General features: G+C 42.4%; 15 protein-coding genes. 2 read left to right on the forward strand and 13 right to left on the reverse strand.

Features of this window, described 5'->3' with window-relative positions; genetic code table 11:
• Positions 1-18: 18 nt before the first annotated feature.
• Both WJP93_RS03145 and WJP93_RS03150 read right to left on the reverse strand, forming a co-directional pair.
• Complete coding sequence (locus WJP93_RS03145; RefSeq protein ID WP_337546849.1) at positions 19-1,638, reverse strand: glycoside hydrolase 43 family protein; 1,620 nt, start codon at positions 1,636-1,638, stop codon at positions 19-21.
• A gap of 75 nt (positions 1,639-1,713) precedes the next feature.
• Positions 1,714-4,122, reverse strand: coding sequence for a glycoside hydrolase family 3 C-terminal domain-containing protein (locus WJP93_RS03150; protein WP_337546850.1), 2,409 nt, complete (start codon positions 4,120-4,122; stop codon positions 1,714-1,716).
• Between the two features lie 259 nt (positions 4,123-4,381).
• Here WJP93_RS03150 and WJP93_RS03155 point away from each other — a divergent pair, with 259 nt between their 5' ends.
• Entirely contained in the window at positions 4,382-5,635 is a 1,254-nt protein-coding gene (locus WJP93_RS03155) for a M20/M25/M40 family metallo-hydrolase (protein WP_337546851.1), read from the forward strand.
• Positions 5,636-5,685: 50 nt separating this feature from the next.
• Here the strand turns inward: WJP93_RS03155 and WJP93_RS03160 are convergent, their stop codons facing one another.
• The 6 genes from WJP93_RS03160 to WJP93_RS03185 all read right to left on the reverse strand — a co-directional run bounded on the left by WJP93_RS03160 (position 5,686) and on the right by WJP93_RS03185 (position 12,183).
• Positions 5,686-7,179, reverse strand: coding sequence for a sulfatase-like hydrolase/transferase (locus tag WJP93_RS03160; protein ID WP_337546852.1), 1,494 nt, complete (start codon positions 7,177-7,179; stop codon positions 5,686-5,688).
• A gap of 40 nt (positions 7,180-7,219) precedes the next feature.
• Entirely contained in the window at positions 7,220-8,347 is a 1,128-nt protein-coding gene (locus tag WJP93_RS03165) for an anaerobic sulfatase maturase (RefSeq protein ID WP_337546854.1), read from the reverse strand.
• A gap of 65 nt (positions 8,348-8,412) precedes the next feature.
• A complete protein-coding gene (locus WJP93_RS03170; protein WP_337546856.1) occupies positions 8,413-10,701 on the reverse strand; it encodes a molybdopterin cofactor-binding domain-containing protein in 2,289 nt (762 codons plus the stop codon).
• A gap of 43 nt (positions 10,702-10,744) precedes the next feature.
• On the reverse strand, positions 10,745-11,224 hold the full coding sequence (locus WJP93_RS03175) for a 2Fe-2S iron-sulfur cluster-binding protein (RefSeq protein WP_066561354.1): 480 nt from the start codon (positions 11,222-11,224) through the stop codon (positions 10,745-10,747).
• A gap of 30 nt (positions 11,225-11,254) precedes the next feature.
• A complete protein-coding gene (locus WJP93_RS03180) occupies positions 11,255-12,046 on the reverse strand; it encodes an FAD binding domain-containing protein (protein WP_337546858.1) in 792 nt (263 codons plus the stop codon).
• Positions 12,040-12,183 carry a hypothetical protein gene (locus tag WJP93_RS03185; RefSeq protein ID WP_337546859.1) on the reverse strand — a complete coding sequence of 48 codons (144 nt, stop codon included), beginning with the start codon at positions 12,181-12,183 and terminating at the stop codon, positions 12,040-12,042. The genes WJP93_RS03180 and WJP93_RS03185 overlap by 7 nt, the downstream gene beginning before the upstream one ends.
• Positions 12,184-12,472: 289 nt before the next feature.
• On the opposite strand from WJP93_RS03185, the gene WJP93_RS03190 reads away from it, so the two are divergent.
• Positions 12,473-13,045 carry a nucleotidyltransferase family protein gene (locus WJP93_RS03190; protein ID WP_337546867.1) on the forward strand — a complete coding sequence of 191 codons (573 nt, stop codon included), beginning with the start codon at positions 12,473-12,475 and terminating at the stop codon, positions 13,043-13,045.
• A gap of 7 nt (positions 13,046-13,052) precedes the next feature.
• Here the strand turns inward: WJP93_RS03190 and WJP93_RS03195 are convergent, their stop codons facing one another.
• The 5 genes from WJP93_RS03195 to WJP93_RS03215 form a co-directional block, all read right to left on the reverse strand.
• Complete coding sequence (locus WJP93_RS03195) at positions 13,053-14,411, reverse strand: nucleobase:cation symporter-2 family protein (protein WP_337546868.1); 1,359 nt, start codon at positions 14,409-14,411, stop codon at positions 13,053-13,055.
• 181 nt (positions 14,412-14,592) lie between these two features.
• Positions 14,593-15,243, reverse strand: coding sequence for a TrkA family potassium uptake protein (locus tag WJP93_RS03200; protein WP_118614155.1), 651 nt, complete (start codon positions 15,241-15,243; stop codon positions 14,593-14,595).
• Between the two features lie 42 nt (positions 15,244-15,285).
• Positions 15,286-16,659 carry a potassium transporter TrkG gene (locus WJP93_RS03205; protein ID WP_337546860.1) on the reverse strand — a complete coding sequence of 458 codons (1,374 nt, stop codon included), beginning with the start codon at positions 16,657-16,659 and terminating at the stop codon, positions 15,286-15,288.
• A gap of 139 nt (positions 16,660-16,798) precedes the next feature.
• Positions 16,799-17,230, reverse strand: a complete 432-nt coding sequence (locus tag WJP93_RS03210) for a hypothetical protein (RefSeq protein ID WP_337546862.1) — start codon at positions 17,228-17,230, stop codon at positions 16,799-16,801.
• A gap of 225 nt (positions 17,231-17,455) precedes the next feature.
• Positions 17,456-17,949: PfkB family carbohydrate kinase (locus tag WJP93_RS03215; RefSeq protein WP_337546864.1), on the reverse strand; the 494-nt coding region annotated here is incomplete at its 5' end.

Genomic DNA, 17,949 nt, shown 5'->3' on the forward strand with positions numbered 1-17,949 from the left:
GTCTTTTTAATCTTGGCTTTACACATTTTTATAAACTGTCTTTTTTACAAGGCAGCTTCCAACAGCCTCACTATGATGAGCTGCACAATAAACACCACTCTTTACACCAACCCAACGTCCTGCAGCTGCCATATAGCTTCCGGCCTTCTTGTAATCTGTGCCGTTTATGCTGTACTCAAAAACAACCTCCTCAAGTGGGAAATTCTTTTCTTTCTCGCTTAAATCCTGCGTTCCAACTCGGTGTACGCTCATGCGGACTGTTACAGCTTCACTGTCATCTGCAAACACTAGTGCTCCAAGCGATGTACTTGTCTCCTCGGTACTCTCCACAAGAATCTTTCCATATTTTTGCTCTCCATTGATAAATGAAGCTTCAACCATGCCTTCCTCGTTTCTTGCAAATGAAAGAAGCGCATATTTTACACCCATAGAAATCACACCAGCTTCTTCATTTGCTTTTAATCCCGAAAGGGAAAGTGTTGTGTCACAGATAAATTCTGGTGCTGGCCACTTCTGAAGAAGAAGATTTGGATAATCACCATGTTTGATTTTTTCCTCTTGCTTCACCGCTTTCAGGCAAAGACCTTCTGATGTAAGTTTATACCAGTCTTCTTTTGGATTTGCATTCCACTGCCACTGAAGACCGAGTGTTTTTTTACTAAAATCATCAGAGGCATCTGGCTCAAAGATTTCAGCCTCTTTCGCAGCCTCACCGACATTTGGCTTGCGGTAAGTAAGCACTGGCTCCCCATAATCATTTCCATCCTTTGCGATACCAATAATCGGCCAGTCCTCTTTCCAGCTCATCGGCTGCAAATGAATAATTCTTCCAGCTGCATACACATCCTGAAAATGTAAAAACCAGTCTTCACCTGTCACGGTATCTACCCATGCACCCTGGTGAGGGCCGTTTATAGGAGTATCTCCCTGACGCATAACAACGCGATATTCATAAGGTCCAAAAATATTTTTTGAGCGAAGCACAGTCTGCCATCCTGTTTTTACACCACCTGCCGGTGCAAAGATGTAGTACCATCCATTTCTCTTATACATCTTTGGCCCCTCAATTGTTTCCTGCTCATTTAAATTTCCATCAAAGACAACTTTTGCTTCTCCTATCAGACCCATTCCATCTGGCTGCATTTCAATCATATGAAGCACACTCTTATATCCGATGCGGCTTTTTGCAACACCTGCCACAAGATATGCTCTGCCATCTTCATCCCAAAACGGACACGGATCAATCCAGCCTGCACCCGGACGAATATTGACTGGCTCTGACCATGTTCCAAACGGATCCTTTGTCGTACTCATGTAAATACCTTCGTCTGGCATTGGAAAACAAGCAAAAAATGTTCCGTCATGGTAACGGATTGCCGGTGCCCATACACCACATCCATGCACTGGCTTATCATAGCGCTCTTCTGGCACCTTTGGCAGAATATAATTAACTACCTTCCAATTTACCAAATCCTTTGAGTGAAGCACTGGCAAACCTGGTGCATTGCAAAAACTTGACGCGATCATAAAGTAATCCTCGCCCACACGGCAAGCATCAGGATCTGAATAATCTGCATACAGTATTGGATTTTTATACATTCCATTTCCTAAATCTGCGTTCCACATCGTTGTCTTCATAAAATAGTCCTTCTCTGTATCTTTTTTCTGAGAATGAGGATGCCTGATTACACAGACATCCTCAAATTTACATGTTTAATCAATCTTTAAGAGAACTCCAAGAAGTCTCTTTACGCTGCACTCCATTGTCTCTCTCTTTAACAGACCTTTTTCAAGTGCTTTCAGCAAGTTGTCAGGATTTCCAGCTGCCATCTTAACATCATTTCCGGCATTTACTTCCTTGCAGTGCTCGCCAAATGTCCACCAGTCTGTCATTACAACACCTTCAAATCCCCACTCATCGCGCAGAAGCTTCTCTAACAGATCATGATTTTCGGAAGCTCTATAATCATTTACAATGTTATAGGAAGACATGATGCACCACGGCTTTGCTTCCTTTACAATACGCTCAAATGTCTTTAAATAAATCTGTCTTGCTGCACGCTCTGATACTCTTGAGTTTGAATCCTTACGGTTCGTTTCTTTGTTATTCAGTGCAAAATGCTTTACTGTTGCAGCAATGTGCTGAGACTGAATACCGCGTACCATTGCGCCTGCCTGCTTTGCAACAAGATACGGATCCTCTGAGTAATACTCAAAATTTCTTCCGCACATCGGTGTACGATGAATATTGATTGCCGGTGTAAGCCATACTGCGATATTATTTTCTCTTACCTCTTTTGCACCAGCTGCACCTACCTCATAGACAATCTCTGGATTCCAGGTGCATGCAAGAAGTGTTGCACATGGCCATGCTGTTGTGCAAACACCGCACTCTGGCAAAATACGAAGTCCTGCCGGTCCATCAGCTGTCATAAAGTTCGGAATACCACACTCTGGCAGATTACCAAAGCCAAATGTATTTGCAACACCTGTATTTGGCTGACCGCCTAAAAGATGAGCTAACTCCTCGTCGCTTAACTGCGCCACAAATTCATCAAGCGTTACGCTGCCTTCTGCAACTTGCTCAAACTGCAGGCGGCGCTCGTTATTGTTCCAAAGATGCTCGCCCTTTGAAAAACGTACATCTGGTGCAACACCATCGATTGTTTCCTTTTCCTTCTTTGTAAGAAGTCCTTCGCTGTCCGGATCGTGTGCCGGTCTTACAGGAAGTTCTTCAAAGCTTCCATCTGCACGCATGCGCTTTGGAAGTGATGTCGGTGCTAAGCACTCTGTCAGCTGCTCTGCCACTCTTGTAGACTCTTCTGTATGTATAAATCCAAGCTCCTCTGTATTTCTAACTGAATTTCCAAGATAGAAGTGGTACTCTCCCTGCTCCATCACATATGCAGATTTATGCAGAACGCCAAGATCATCATATGAAGCCAGATCATTTACGTTTCCAACTAAAGTTACAAGCTGATTTTCTCCAGGCTGCAGCAGCTTTGTCTTTGCATATGAAAGCAAAATTTTTGACGGTTTATCAAGCACTCCTTTTGGTGCACTGCCGTACAGCTGAAGTACTTCTTTTCCTTCATGATTTCCAGTATTTGTTACCTCTACGCGAACTGTAAGTGTGCCATCCTCTGCCTCGTCTACACGCTCAAGCTCCCACTTGAATGTCGTATAGGAAAGTCCATATCCAAATGGATACACAACCTTTTTGTCTGCGCCTGGAATAGTCTCGAAATAACGATATCCTACATAAATATCATCTGTATAATCTACGTAATCCTGTGACTCATGGAAGTTGTAGGATGATGGATAATCCTCAAGCGTCTTCGCAAAAGTATCCGCCAATTTTCCTGACGGACTTCCAATACCGCAAAGAAGTTCAGCAGCTGCTGCACCGCCTTCGATACCGCCCTGCCATGCCATTAAAACAGACTGAATCTTAGGATCCTCTGCAAACCACATGGAATCTACAACGCCGCCTACATTTAATACAACAACAACCTTAGGGAATGCAGCCTTTACTGTCTCTACCATGCGCTGTTCTGCATCAGACAGATAGAAATCTCCTCGTTCAAATACCTTCTGAGACTCCTTCCACATCGGCTCGCCTGACTCTACGCCATTGTCGTAGCTGCTTGTTCTATCCCATCCCTCGCCTGAAAAACGACAAATCGTAATAAGTGCTGTATCAGTATAAGCTCTTGCCTTCTTTAAAAGCTCAGCCGGAACTTCTGGCTCAACAGTCATGCCTGGAGCCACGCCTCTTTCATACTGGTCACGCACATTCTTATTATAAAATGACGATAGACCTTCATATACACTTACATAATCGCTAAGTGCCTTTAAACCTGCATCAAGACTTACCGTATATGAAACGGTAACATCGCCGCTTCCGCCGCCGCCCTTTACATAATCTGCACTTGCCTTTCCGAATACGGCAAGTCTCGTGCCCTTCTCAAATGGAAGAAGACTGTTCTCATTTTTTAATAATACCATACCTTCCTTTGCTGCCTGCTTGGAAAGCTCAGTATGTGCCTTGCTTGCTGTTACCTTCTGGCCGTTTGCACCAAGTGGTGTGTTCGGCTGGTATTTAACTCTTTGCCACTTCATTTTTTTAATCCTTTCACATCTTGTATTTTCAGGTTGCTGAATCTGAATTTTGTGCTTTTATTCTACCACACAATGCTTCGACAAAACAACTCTAGTTTTGTTTTTTCTTATACTTTGCAGTATAGCCCTGTTACAATTCACCTTCGGGCTTTACTGTAAATATTGGCTTATCCGTGAACTGTAACGGCAGTTGCAACCGCTTGACAAAGATATTGATATATTCTATGATGCCTTTATAAAATGAAAGGAATAAAAAGATATGATGAATACGTTTATTAGTGGAGAACGTCAGTATGACTTTGTCTCTAAATTCAATTATGTGCGTGAAGCTGGTACGTGTGGTGAGCAAAGAGCTGCTGAAACGATTTTACAGGAATTAAAAAAAGAAAACAGCGATGCACAGATTCGCACGGAGGAGTTTTCTTTTTTTGCACCGCAGATTAAGCGCTCTTTCTTTGAGGTGACAGCACCTTACCATAAGGTATATGAGGCTTGCACTTTTGGTTTTTGTGCCAACACAGATGAAAATGGACTTGAGGCTGATTTTGTTTATCTGGAAAATGCTGATGATATTAATATGAAGCGGGCAAATGGAAAGATTGTTATGCTGAATAATTATATGAGCCGTACAATGCTTGAAAAACTTGTAAAAGCTGGTGCGCTTGGCTTTGTATCTTTCTCTGGTACTCCAATTGACACTGGAAAGAAAAGACTGCCTGCAGCCAAAAATCTTGGTCAATCTAAAACGCTGGCTGAAATTCCTGGCACTTGCATTCATTTTGTGGATGCAGCAGAGATTGTTGAAAAAGGTGCTTTACGCGTGCGCATGATCTGTGAGCAGACACTTGTTGAAAAAACATCACAAAATATTTGTGCTCGCATTGAAGGAAGCGATAAAAGCGATGATATTTTAACTGTGACTGCTCATTATGACTCTGTTCCACAAGGACCTGGCGCCTACGATAACATGGCAGGCTGTGCAATTGTTATGGAGCTGTTTTTATATTTTTGTGAACATAAGCCACGCCGCACTATTGATTTTGTATTTTTTGGTGCAGAAGAAAAAGGTCTTTTAGGAAGCCGCGCCTATGTTAAAGCACATGAGTCTGAATTGTCACATCACCTCTTTAACATGAATATTGACCTTGCCGGACAATCACTTGGCGGCACTGTAATAGGTGTTACGGGCGATTCTTCAATCTGCCGCCAGTTTGAAGCTCTCGCTGAAAAATGCGGTATTGGAATGACGACAAGATCATCTGTCTGGAGCAGTGATTCTAACACATTTGCATGGAAACGAATTCCTTCTATGACCTTAAACCGTGATGGATACGGCATGCATACAGAGTATGACACTATTGATCTAATCTCTGCCTGGTCACTTTGCCGCAGTGCGCTGCTTCTTTGCACTATAGCAAATTATTTGGCAAATGAAGAAGTATTTCCACTTTGTCGACAAATTCCACAGGAATTTTTAGCACAACTAGATGCGTCATTTTCCACTGAAAAATAAAAACACTTAAAAAGGCGCTGCGTCAATATGCGCAGCGCCTTTTTCATATATCAATACAGAAGTTTATTTCTCACTGCTTTTTCCATAGGAAGTCCAGTGTCATAGTCAAGCTGTCTTGGCTCATATTCTTCGTTTTCTCTCTGTCTTGTATAGCCACCATTATTCCAATCTGGTGTGACATTTTTTCTCCATGGTCTCATTTTCCACTGATAGCCGCGGTACAGATCTCTTGTATCATCCATATGCGCCAGAAGCTTATCATGCAGCTCGTTGCGGACAGCTTCATATGCTTCATCATTGATTCTATTTTCGACCTCATATGGATCTGTTTCAAGATCATAAAATTCATCTGTATCAAGCAAATGAATAACTAACTTGTAGCGTTTTGTGGTGATTGCACGCATCATCTGCAAACCGCCAAAACCATCATGATCCACTTCATATCTTGTAAACTCTGTAAACACCGCATCATTTATCTTCACACTTGGATCATAAATCTGTGCCAGCATACTCTTTCCTTCCATTGTTTTTGGAACTGGCAGTTCAAAATAATCCATAATTGTTGGTGCAATATCAATGTGAGATGCCATCTCATGCACTACCTGACCCTTTGCACCGCCCTTAATAATTAAAGGAATATTAGCTACTTCCTTGTATGCTGCTGCATTTTTTGATGTCAGACGATGAGCACCAAGCATATCACCATGGTCTGATGTATAAATTACCATTGCATCTGGTGCAAGCTTGTAAATTACATCCAATACTCTTCCCATTTCATAATCTGCAAATGAATTACAGCCTAAGAACAATGACAGCCCTTTTGACGCCTTATTTATCTCTGATTCTGGTGCATGTAAATTCTTTCCTGCCCAAAGCTGCTGCAGCATTGGTTTCTTTGACAGATCGTCCTGAAAGCTAGGTGAACTTTCAAAACAGAAACCATCATACATATGATTAAATGGAGCCGGGCAAAGAGATGGTCCATGCGGCTCATCATATGATACAGTCAAAAAGAAATCCTGATCCTTAAATTCATTCAAGTATGCAATAGCCCTGTCGGAGCAACGATGCGCATATGTAAATTCTTCTGAAAAGCCCTCTGTGTATGATGTCTGTGAATCTCTAGAGCGAAGTTTGTCTTCATCGCTCAACTCACTAAGATAAGTTCTCATATCATACCAATATTTTGGGTTCCATCCATCTGGACATATACCATTTCCAAAATAATCAGATCCATCAAGGTGCCATTTTCCGATATAGCCGCATTCAATCTTGTTATCGTGCAAACGCTGTCCGATTGTCTTTACGTTATCTCCCATTCCGATACTGTTTGTGACAACTCCATTGGTGTGTGGAAATGCTCCAGTAAAAATTGCACCTCTTGCCGGGCCGCATACAGGCTGACAAGTATAAGCATTCTCATAACGAATGCCCTCCTGTGCCAATCGGTCAAGATTAGGTGTCTTCATCTTTTCATTTCCATAACAGCCAACCATATCTTTTCTTGTTGTGTCTGTCATCAATACTACAATCTGCTTTTTCATTCATGTTCTCCTTTCCATTCCCATGGATAATGTTTCTTATTTATCTTTGCACCAGTTTTCCCAACTGCATCAGCGTATCATACCATTTTTCAAAGAAGATTTTATATCCTTCACAAAAATTGTTCCTTGTTTGTTCTGTCTGCATCCCATTTCCCCTGTTTCGCCGGCATCCACCTCTGCATAATAAAAAATAAGGACAGCTTATGCACGCTTCCTCAACCTGAGAAGACTGCTCGATAAATCGAATTTCACTTCGTTTTTGATCCATCTGATCAAACGAATCTGTATTAAAATTGCCAATCTGGTACTCATCCATCACGTAAAAATCACACGGATAGACGCTTCCATCTGCTTCCACTGCATACTGTACTCCGCAGCATCCCCTTTGCTCACAAGATTCTGCCATATATCCTGCGGCCAATCCCACATAGTTTTCAAACTGTCTAATATATGGCTGACTTGCGCCTTGTAAATCATGATACCACAATTCAAACAAATTTGAAAGAAATTTTCCATACTGTTTTGACGACAAAGAGTACGGCTTTGTTCCCGGTTTTTCACCAAATGGCTCCAGGCAGGCAATATATTGCTGATAATTCCATCCGCATTTTTTATAAAACGGATATATCTCCTTAATACGCTCTGCTACCTGTGATGTTACAACAGTGAGTATATTATAATCAACCTGATATTGGTCAAGAAGATCTGCAGCCTGCTTTACTCTAAAAAAACTTTTTGACCCATCCTTTCCCCGTCTAAGCAAATCATGAATTTCTGGTAAGCCATCTATTGATAAACCGACCAGAAATTGATTTCTTTTAAAAAATTTTGCCCACTGTCTGTCTAGCTCATATCCGTTAGTCTGGAAGGAATTCATTATATGAAGATTGTTTCGCTGATATTGCTGTTTATATTTCTTTTGAAGTGCTACTGCTTTTTCAAAGAAATCTATTCCCCGAAGTGTAGGTTCTCCCCCTTGCCAGGTAAAGCTTGCTACAGCATCTGCCTCGCTTATTGTTTTTTCTATAATGGTTTCAAGTATTTTTTCATTCATCATCCCATATACATGCTGTGTTCTCTTTTTTGCTTCATCACAATAAAAGCAATAATCACACGTCATGTTGCATATTCCTGAAACCGGTTTTATCAGCAAACTTATATTTCTCATAGTAACATTTCTCCAAGAGCCAATGGGGACAGGTAATGAGCCACCGCCTGTCCCCATTGACTGCCTTATTCCGCAATCGACATAGCAATTTGTTCTGGTGTAATAGGCAATTCTCTGTGCCATACTCCTGTTGCGCGGTAAATTGCATGAGCAATGGCCGGTGCCGGCGTATTGATTACGATCTCGCCTATTGACTTAGCACCAAACGGTCCTGTTGGTTCATAGCTGTGTTCAAATTCTACCTTCAGCTTGCCCATATCAAGACGTGTCGGAATCTTGTACTGCATAAAGGTAGACTCAATTGGACGGCCAGACTTGTCGTAGGTGACATTCTCCATCAAAGTATGACCGATACCCTGCACAATTCCACCCTCTGCCTGGATTCTTGCCAGTGCCGGATTGATCGGAATACCACAGTCCACAACAGCCATAAAGTCAAGCACCTTAACCTCACCTGTCAGCTTATCGAGTTCTATCTCTGCCATTCCAACCATATACGGCGGCGGTGATACAGGTGAAAAATGAGACGCTGTTGCCTCGGCATTGCTGTTGCTTGCCAGCTGTGTCTTATAGGCAATCTCTGACAATGACACTGTCTGTCCAGTTGAAATACAGCGCACACGGCTGCTCTCAAATGCAACATCTTCCTTCTCGCAGTTCATCATTTGTGCTGCAATCTCGCAGATTTTTTTCTTTAAGTCAGCACATGCCTTTTCTACTGCCTTTCCGGTGATATAAGTAGTTGATGATGCATATGAGCCAGAATCATACGGTGAAGCATCTGTATCTGCTCCAAATACTGCAATATCATCTACGCTGCAGTCCATGCATTCTGCTGCCATCTGTGCAAGAATAGTATCACATCCAGTACCCATATCAGCAGCGCCTATAAGCAAATTGTAGCCGCCGTCCTCATTTAACTTTAATGTTGCAGAGCCAACGTCTAAGTTTGAAATACAGCTTCCCTGCATTGCCATACCAACACCAGCTGCACGCACTTTGCCATTGCCCATGTCACGAACAGGATACTTTTCATCCCAGTTAAACATCTTCTTGCAGTGCTCCATACAACGGTCAAGCGCACATGCATTTGCTGTCTCTCCGTAGTAAGCTGGCATAACCATGCCTTCTCTTACCATATTTCTATCACGAAGAATAGTTGGATCCATGCCAAGCTTATCAGCTAACTCATTGACAGCAGATTCCAGTGCAAAGATTCCCTGCGTTGCTCCATAACCACGATATGCACCTGCTGCCTGATGATTTGTATACACAACATCATATGAAAAACGAAATGCTTCAAGTGATCCTGTATAAAGCGGAATGGATTTGTGGCCGGACAGACCAACTGTTGTCGGACCATGCTCACCATAGGCTCCTGAGTTTGATAAGGTGTACAGATCTAACACACGAATCTTTCCATCCTTGTTTGCACCAAGGCGCACGCGCACTTCCATCTCATGGCGCGGAGAACCAGCGATCTGTGCTTCTGTTCTTGTGTAATTGATCTTTGCCGGACGACCTGTCTTCATAGTGACAAAAGCTGGATACACATCACAAACTGCTGTCTGCTTTGCACCAAAACCTCCGCCAATACGAGGCTTCTCCACACGAATACGACTCTTTGGAATGCCAAGCGCATTGGAAAGAATACGTCTTGTATGGAATACAATCTGTGTTGAGGATACAACGTGAAGTCTGCCATAACGGTCAAGACTTGTATAGCAGATAAATGGCTCCATCATTGCCTGATTATATGCCTTCATATGATAAGTATGATCAATGGTGATATCACAGTCTGCCATAATGCCTTCTACATCACCATCAAAGTCACATCCGCTTGCGACAAGATTTCTCTTGTTATCACCTCCGACAGGACACGGCGGAAACCAGTCCTCTTCTGGGTGAACAAGCACAGAATTGTCCTTTGCTGTATGGAAATCAAGAACAGGTTCAAGCACCTCATATTTTACCTTGATTAACTTCATTGCCTTAATGGCTGCCTTCTCATTTTCAGCTGCGATAAGAGCCACCGCATCTCCTGAAAAGCGCACATGACGATCCAGAATTAAACGGTCATATGGCGATGGCTCAGGAAAGGTCTGACCTGCAATCGCAAAACGATTCTTCGGCACATCTTCCCAAGTATAGATATCGACAACGCCTGGAACTAACTTTGCTGCCTTTGTATTAATCTCCTGCACAATGGCATTTGCATGAGGAGAGCGAAGAATCTTAACCACAAGTGCATCGCTTGGTGTTACATCATCTGTATAAACAGGCTTTCCGGTAAGCAGCTGCATCGCATCCTTTTTCCGGACAGATTTATTTATTGATTTATATTCTTTCTGCATAAAATAGTCCTTTTCTATGATATGAGCTTTTAGCTCTACTTTGTCAGTTGCTATTTTTCTCGTCTGCACAAGCTTTGCGGCTGTCAAGAAAGTTACGGATTCCGCGAAGCTGGCCTTCGTAGCCAGAACAGCGGCAAAGATTTCCGGCAAGAAATGCGCGGATTTCATCATCCGTTGGATCTTGATTTTCGCGAAGAAGTGCAATTGTATTCATAACAAAACCTGGATTGCAAAAACCACACTGGTCTGCTCCCTGATCTGCGATAAATCCTACAAATTCTAATGCTTCTTCCTGAAGACCTTCAAGTGTCTTAATCTCATGACCATCTGCCTGCACAGCAAGCTTTGAACATGATAAAATCGGCTTATTATCCATAAATACCGTGCACAGACCGCAGTTTGATGTGTCACATCCGCGCTTAACGCTAAGGCATCCCTTTTCACGAAGCCAGTCTAACAGCACTGTATCTGCTTCCACATTGCCGATTACATTTTTTCCATTTAATTTAACCTTGATTTCCATTCGTTTCCCTTTCTATTTTGGGCCGTTTATTTATTGCTGATTGTAAAGCTGTGCCACACAGCGTTCTGTCAATACATGAATCAAATGTGTACGGTAAGTACTGCTGCCGCGCAAATTGCTGTCAGTTGGCACCTGTTCTGCGACATATGAAGCAAATGCAGCGGCAACTTCCTTCGTGACACCATTTGCCATTATGCCATTCTCATCACTAACAAGTTTTGCTCTTTTCGGACGAGCGCCAATTACAGCGCGATACTTTCCATCCAGTTTTGATACACAACATGTCAGCACTGGAAAATCGGTGCTCTGGTTTCTAACAGCCATATATGCGATCTGACAGGCACGCTTTTTTACAATCACACGAATCAAAATATCATTATCCATTTTCATTGAAACAAAATCTGCCATTGAAACAATTCCGCCCTTATAAAGCTCCACATAGCTGTCCATAGCCAGAAAAACAGTCAGCACATCTGAAAATCCAAAGCGTCCCCAGATGCTTCCGCCGATTGTCGCCATATTTCTAAACTGAACACCGACAATATCCTTTACTGCATTTTTCACAGCGTCATGCGTATATGTATTCAATCCTACATGCTGCTCTAACTCACGAAGCGTCACGCGTGCGCCAATGGAAAATTCCTCATCTGTCTCTTCAATTGTGTCAAGTCCAAGATCACACAAATCAATCGCTGTACTTATAGTACCATTTCCAAGACGCATCCACAGCATACCGCCAAGAATCCTATTCTTTTTGCCTTGATTAAGCTTCCATGCTTCCTCAAGACTCTGCGCCTTAACATATTTTTGTATCGTTACCATCCTCTCATCTCCTTACGTCGTTTTAACAAACTGCCATTATCATTTGTCACAGCATTTTTCATACCTATGCTGTAAGCATCACTTTCATTATACCAATCCAATTTGATTTTGAAAAGCAGTTTTGATATACTTTTCATATTAGTTCCTGCTCACGGTTACAGTTCACGCGTCATGCAATAAAAGCCCTTCGGTGCAATGGTTTCGTCGCCGGACCAAACTCCGCAGGTTCCTTTTATGTTCTTTCTTATCATACATTACTTTGAAAGACCTGCTCCAAGTGTCCGGCTCGTGAAATCCATTCACCTTCGGGCTTTGCTATAAATATTAGCTTATCCGTGAACTGTACCTAAAAAAATAACCTAACCTAAAAATGGAGAATATACTATGCAGATTACCCCTACTACCCCACATCTTGGCTGTGTCATTATGGCGTCTGGGCTTGGAAAGCGTTTTGGCGGCAACAAGCTGATGGCTGATTTTGATGGGCAGCCCCTGATATGTCGCGCACTTACTGTTACAGATGGTCTTTTTTCACACCGCGTTGTTGTGACACGCCATGCAGATGTTGCTTCGCTGTGCCATGCTCAAAATGTTCCTGTTATTTTGCATGATAAGCCCTTTAGAAATGATACCATACGTCTGGGCTTGGACGAGGTTACGCGTAATGGTGATATAAGCGGATGCCTGTTTTGTCCTGGCGATCAGCCGCTTCTTAGCCGCGAAACTATAATTAATCTTATTGATGCTTTTTTAGCTGACAACAAAAAAATTATTCGCCCTGCCTTTCAAAACACTCCTGGTGCCCCTGTTCTTTTTCCAAGCTGGGCATTTTCTGAACTTTTTTCTCTGCCCGAGGGAAAGGGCGGCGGTTTTGTTGCAAAAAAATATCCCGAACGGATACAATTAGTACCCGTTCAGGATGAATATGAATTAAAAGATGTTGATACACAAAAAGATTTGCTTATACTTCTTAATCGCTTCAAATATCAGCTTATGTGATCTTTGCTTACGCTGCTGCATCCTCTTTCTTTTCCTTAGGAAGAAGAATATTTAACACAATAGCAACAAGTGCTGCCGGAACGATTCCTGAACCGCCAAAGATCAGCTGAACTGCCTGTGGTGCCTGATTTAAGATGCTTGCATTTGCACCCATACCATAGCCAACACCAAGAGCAACAGAAACGATAGAAAGATTTCTTGCCGTCAATGGCTCCTTTGTGATCAGCTGAATACCGCTAATTACAATTGAGGAGAACATCATAACTGCTGCACCGCCTAAAACTGACTGCGGCATAATTGAAACGATTGCACCAAGCTTTGGACAGAGTCCGCAAAGAATCAGGAAAATTGCACCTGTTGACAATGCAAAACGGTTTACAATCTTTGTCATGCTTACAAGACCAACGTTCTGTGAGAAGGAGGTATTCGGAAGCACACCAAACAGTGCTGCAAAGGAAGATCCAAGACCATCACACATAACACCGCCTGAAAGCTCTGTATCGGTAGCTTCACGGCCAAGACCACCTTCCATAACGCCAGATATATCACCAACAGTCTCAACTGCCGTTACGACAAACATAATCAATACTGGGAGGATCGCACGCAGATCAAATACTGGCTTTACCGGCATCAATGTCGGAATTGCAAACCAAGACGCGTCTGCTACCTTCTGCCAATTTAATACCCATGCCTTTGTATACTCAACACCATCTGCTGTAACACCTGTTGTCGGAAGTACAAAACCCATGATAAATGCTGCTACATAACCACAGATAATTCCAAGTAAAATTGCAGAAAAGCTTGCAAAGCCCTTTGTCGCATGCTTGAAAACAAGAATCATTACAAGAACAAACAATGCTAAAAGCAGATTTTCCATGGAACCAAAGTCTTTTGCTGTATTTCCGCCGCCAAAAGAATTGATGCCGACTGAAATCAAGCTAAGACCGATGGACATAACAACTGTACCTGTCACTACGGATGGGAAGAATTTACGAAGTGGCTTTAAGAAGAAACCAAGAACAGTCTCAAACAAACCACCGATTATGGATGCTCCCATAATGGCACCATAGGCAAGAACGCCTCCGCCCATAGTTGCGGCAACTGAGTTAAATACTCCGATAAAACCAGAAGATGTACCCATAATAATCGGAACCTTTCCTCCGACCGGTCCGATAGAGAACAGCTGAACTAAAGTAACAATTCCTGCTACCAGCATTGCATTCTGTAAAAGCTGCAGCTGTAAATCTGCAAACTCACCGCCTGCAATTCCACATGCGCCGGTGATGATCAAAAGCGGCGTTAAGTTTCCCACAAACATAGCCAGCACATGCTGTAAGCCAAGCGGGATTGCCTGCTTCAGCGGCATTTTTCCATCAAGGCGGAAAGCTGCCTCTGATAATCTGTATGATGTTTTCACAACAGATACCTCCCTTTTCTTTTTTCAAGAAAAGTATATCATTCGCAGGCTAATCTGTAAATTGAGTAATATATAGAAGTTTTCCGTGTAAAAATAGGAATATCTGTCAAAAGGACAAATCTGTCATGCCTTAACCATTGAAATGCTGCAGATCCTTGTCTTTTCCAATGACATACATCTGCATATCTTTTTGTAGTTTTTCATCTGGTGAAAACTGCAAATTCATGTGGTTATTAATGCGAATACCTGCAATGTTCATTCCATATTTATTTCTAAGATCAAGTTCACGAAGAGTCTTTCCTACCCACGCTGATGGAATTGCCATCTCGACCATACTGTAATCATTTGACAGATTAATCCAGTCTGAAAAATCACGTGCCGTAAGATATTTTCCAACTCGCGCACCCATCTCTACTTCTGGAAATACGACTCTTGTGACACCAAGCTTTTTCAAGACCTTTCCATGCACTTCGTTTTTTCCAGTTGCAATAATTTGTGGAATGTTATACTCCTTACATTTCATTGCAATCACAATGCTTGCTTCCATGTTGCTAGCAACAGCAATGACTGCACCATCCATATGCTCCATTCCAAGACCGCTCATGGCATCCTCATCGGCCACATCAACCTGCACTGCATAGCTGACATCATCAGCGATCTGTGCCACGCGGTCTGCATCCTGATCCACTGCCACTACCTCATTTCCAGCTGCTGCAAGTGTTCTCGCTACACTTGTGCCAAAACGATTTAAACCGAATACAATATACTGCTGTTTTTTCATGACTTTCCCTTCTGCTTTTCAAAGCTCGCATTTAAAATAATTTTATCCTACCATGATATGTTCCTCTGGCAGTCTTCTCTTTTCATTTCTTCTCTTTATACTTCCTGCAATCATAAGAGGAATTGTAATAGGTCCAATTCGACCCATATACATCAGCGCAATAATAATAAATTTTCCAGCAATGTGAAGTTTCGGCGTAAGACCTGCTGTCAGACCTACTGTCGCCGTTGCAGAGACCACCTCATATGTAGCCTGCATAATTGTTGCCTCTGGCTCTGCAACCATTAATGCAAGGGTGCCTACTAGTACCAACAATAAACCTCCAATGCAAACTGACAATGCTGTTCGAACAATATTCATTGGAATACAACGCCTGAAGCACTCTGTATCTTCATGACCTGCCAGAATAGAACCACAGCTAAGCAGTACAACAGCTACTGTAACTGTTTTCACACCTCCTGCTGTTCCTACAGGAGAGCCTCCAATATACATCAAAAAACAGCTAAACAGCCTCGAAACCTCTCTAAGCTGATCCTGCGGCACAGTAAAAAATCCTGCAGTTCTTGTTGTCACTGACTGGAAGAATGATGCCATCAGCTTTTGGAAAAAGCCCATAGATCCTAATGTATTTGGATTATTATATTCTACAATGAAGAAAAATAAAGTTCCGCCCAATAACAAACTGATTGTCATTAAAAGCACTAACTTTGTATGAAGAGATAGCTTTCTCAGACCCTGTCTGATTCCTGTCTCCTTCTTAGCTGCCTTTTTTATAAAAGCAACCAATTCCCTCCATACCATAAAGCCAATTCCGCCTGCTATAATTAAAAAAGCTGTAACTGTATTTATCAGTACATCATCTGCATACATCGCAAAACTAGAATCGCCTAGTAAATCTACTCCTGCATTACAAAAGGCTGATATTGAGTGAAACACTGCATACCATATGCCTCGAAGCAGTCCAAACTGTGGAATAAAGCGGCATGCATATCCTAACGCACCAATGCCTTCTACCACAAGTGATCCCTTTACGACATACTGCAGTATTCCGACAAGACCACGCATACTGTCGCGGTTAAAATAATTTTGCAGCATCACGCGTTCCTGAATGGTGAGTTTGACTTTCATAAGAACAAGCACATACGTCACACAGACAATAACGCCCCAGCCTCCGACTTGAATTAAAAACAGCATGACCAACTTTCCCAGAAATGTAAACTGAAATGCCGGGACAACAGTTACTAGTCCTGTCACACAGACACAGGTACATGATGTAAACAGTGCATCTGGAAAATTGAGCCACTTTCCATTGGCATTGCATATCGGCAGCATTAAAATGCATGCACCTACAAGTATCAGCACCAGAAAGCCAAATACCATGACCTGTGTAAATGACCATTTCTTTATACTTTTCATGTCTTCCTCTACTTTCTTTATGTATTTTCCCTCATTATAGCGATTTAGGTGTTGATATGCAACTGGAAAATATTACTCTAACAATTTACGATGATGTGACACGTAAATTTCGCAAGGGCGCATAAGCGCCCTGATTAAGTTACAAAAACTCCTTCATCCTTCCCATAAAATCCTCTTCAGTGTGTATCAAATCTTCTGCAATCTGTCTGGCTTCCCAGCTTGCATCCTTACACTCATTCTGACACTTTGCAATGCTTTGAATCCCCATGTTGCATCCATTCATCATAAGCTTTGCTACCTGATGACAATCTCCCTTCATCATAAGCCGCATCTCTGTTGTAATCCATGAAGATGCAGATGCCACAGGACTTGGATCCTTCTCTGATACACCCGCCTCCATTAAAAGACGCGATGTTTCCTTCTCTACTCGCTCATGCTCTCTGCGATAATCCTCTACAGCTTGCTCTAGCTCACTGTCCTCAAGATAATCTTCTACCTGTGTCATACTTTGAAGCGCCATCTTGCAGCCTACATTACACTCCTTTAAAAGCTTTTTTGTCTGATCATCCATCAGTTTGTTTTCCTCCTGTAAATAACGGATAGTTTCAAAAAGCTTAGCTAAAAAGCTTCTCTCTTCCACAGTATTTATCAAGAAACAAGATTTTATACACAATCCCTAAGATACAAAAATCCCCCGAAACGATGTTTATACACCATTTCGAGGGGAAAATTTTTACTATTATTTTTCGTAAAATTCACGAGTAGGATCTCATTACTTACCGGGTTGAATTATTACTTATCTCTGTACACGAGCTCCAGCTCCGCCCATGATAGCCTCTACTTCCTTCTTGCTTGCCATAGTGGTATCACCAGGAGTTGTCATAGCCAGTGCGCCGTGAGCTGCACCATAGTTAACAGCCATCTCAGCGTTCTCAGTAGTCATTAAACCGTAGATCAGACCAGATGCGAAGGAATCGCCGCCGCCTACACGGTCCATGATCTCCAGGCCGTTGTAATCCTTAGCCTTGTAGATCTCACCATCTGCCCAGCAAATTGCGCTCCAATCGTTAACAGTTGCAGTCTTAACCTGACGAAGAGTTGTAGCTACAGCCTTGAAGTTAGGGTAAGTCTTAGCAGCCTCATTGATCATCTTCTTGTATCCGTCAAGATTCAGAGTCTTTAAGTTTGCATCGTTTCCTTCGATCTCGAAGCCAAGGCAAGCGGTGAAGTCTTCCTCGTTACCGATCATAACGTCAACGTACTTAGCGATCTCCTTGTTTACTTCCTGAG

The organism is Anthropogastromicrobium sp. (assembly GCF_037349415.1).
Lineage (GTDB): Bacteria > Bacillota > Clostridia > Lachnospirales > Lachnospiraceae > Anthropogastromicrobium > Anthropogastromicrobium aceti.